This is a genomic window from Clostridium sp. (genome assembly GCF_051656525.1).
GTDB lineage: Bacteria > Bacillota > Clostridia > Clostridiales > Clostridiaceae > Clostridium.
This window is the reverse complement of sequence record NZ_JBOGCC010000372.1, coordinates 1-2,075: the sequence shown is the minus strand read 5'-3', so window position 1 is coordinate 2,075 and position 2,075 is coordinate 1. Positions and strand designations below refer to the sequence as shown.

2 protein-coding genes are annotated in these 2,075 nt (G+C 27.8%); both read right to left on the bottom strand.

From position 1 onward, the window contains the following. On the bottom strand, nt 1-385 hold a 385-nt coding region (locus ACRDDY_RS18190), incomplete at its 3' end, for a flavodoxin domain-containing protein (RefSeq protein WP_438566344.1). 67 nt (nt 386-452) lie between these two features. After that, a partial coding sequence (locus tag ACRDDY_RS18185) for an ABC transporter ATP-binding protein (RefSeq protein WP_438566343.1) occupies nt 453-2,075 on the bottom strand: 1,623 nt, incomplete at its 5' end.

The following is a 2,075-nucleotide window of genomic DNA, read 5'->3' as shown; positions in this document are numbered from 1 at the left end:
TTAACCCTTTATAATCTTTTTCTGATAGTTCTTTTTCTTTTATTTCTCCATACAAAGAAGCCTTCATCACAAAGGCTCCCTTTAATTTTTCTTCCATTCTATCTAAGTAACTAAGCCCTTTTTCTCCTATCATATTTATCGCACAAGCATATACTTTCTTTTTCTTGAGCCATGCTTCATTTTCATCTACAAACTTTTCTATAGATGGTAATAGCCTTTCTATATATACTGGAGAAATGAATATAAAGTTATCATAAATATCTTTGTATTCTTCTTTAAAATCTTTTGGCTTTATACTTTTAGAATACCCTATTATTTTTTCTAAAATATAGACTATCTTTTCTGTACTTCCATATTTGCTATCATAAATTATTAAATTATACACTAATGTTCCACTCCCATTAAAATTCTTTCTATCAATGTATTCTTTTTTATTTTTTATGATATTAATTTTAGTTTTCTCCATGAAGAGTTTTATAAATCCCCTCTTTCATTAGAAGTTCCTTATGAGTTCCTCTTTCTTCAATTCCATTTTCACTTAAGACAATTATTTCATCTGCATTTTTAATAGTTGTTAATCTATGAGCTACTATTAAATTTGTTCTATCCTTGCTTAACTCTTCTAAGGATTCTTGAATTTCCCTTTCAGTTACATTATCAAGTGCAGATGTTGCTTCATCTAAAATTATTATTGGTGGGTTTTTAAGAAAAATTCTTGCTATTGAAATTCTTTGCTTTTGTCCTCCTGATAATTTAACACCTCTTTCTCCTATAAAGGTTTCATATCCTTCTTCAAGACTAGCTATAAAATCATGAATTCTAGCTTTTTTACAGGCTTCTATCACTTCTTCATCACTTGCTTTTCCTTTTCCAACTAAAATATTTTCCTTTATTGTTCCTGTAAATAAAAATACATCTTGTGCAACTATTCCTATATTTCTTCTTAAAGATTCTAATGATACTTCTTTTATATCTACATCATCAATTTTTATAGAGCCCTTATCATAATCAAAGAATCTTGGTATTAAATTACAAAGTGTAGTTTTTCCTCCACCTGAAGGTCCAACTAAGGCTATAGTTTTTCCTTTCTCTATATCTAAGCTTAAATCATCTAAAACTTTCTTTTTATCTTCATAAGTAAAAGATACATTTTCTATTTTTATATGACCTTTTACATTTTTAAGCTCTTTTGGATTTTCCACTTCTTTTTCTTCTTCAATCTCCATTATTTCCATAAATCTTACAAAGCCTGTTTTTCCAAGTTCAAACTGCTCTGTAAAATTTACTAGCTTTTTAATTGGTTGTATAAACATTTTCACATATAAAAGATAGGCTGTAAAATCACCTAAAGTTATCTTTCCTATATAGGTAAAATATCCTCCAATTATTAAAACTACAAGCTCTAAAATATCAATTCCAAAAAGTATGCCAGAAAAAAATACAGACATAGCCTTTAAAGCTTCATTTCTTGCTTTTTTAAATACATTATTTTCAGTTTTAAACTTCTCCATTTCAGTATCATAATTGCAAAAAGCCTTAGTTACACGTACTCCTGAAACACTATTTTCTAAGCTAGCATTAACATCTCCAACAGCTACTCTTGATTCTAAAAACTTTTCACTCATCTTTTTTCTTTTCATTATTGCAAATAATAATACAAATGGAAGTATGCAAAAGATTATTAAAGTAAGCTCTAAATTTATTCCAATTAATATAAAGAATGATCCAACTAAAAGAATAACTGATATAAAAATATCCTCAGGTCCATGATGTGCAAGCTCTGAAACTTCCATTAAATCATTTATTATTCTTGACATAATCACACCGATTTTATTATCGCTAAAATATGAATTTGGAAGCTTTTGAAGGTGTGAGAATACCTCTTCTCTCATATCCCCCTGCATATTAACTCCTAAAATATGACCATAATATTGCATAAAATAGTTAAGTCCCATCTTAACTACAAATATTAAAAATAAAGTTATTCCAAATACTACAAGCATTCTTGTATCCTTATTTGGAACAACTTCATCAATAATGCTTCTACTTATCATAGGATAAGCTAAATCACATAA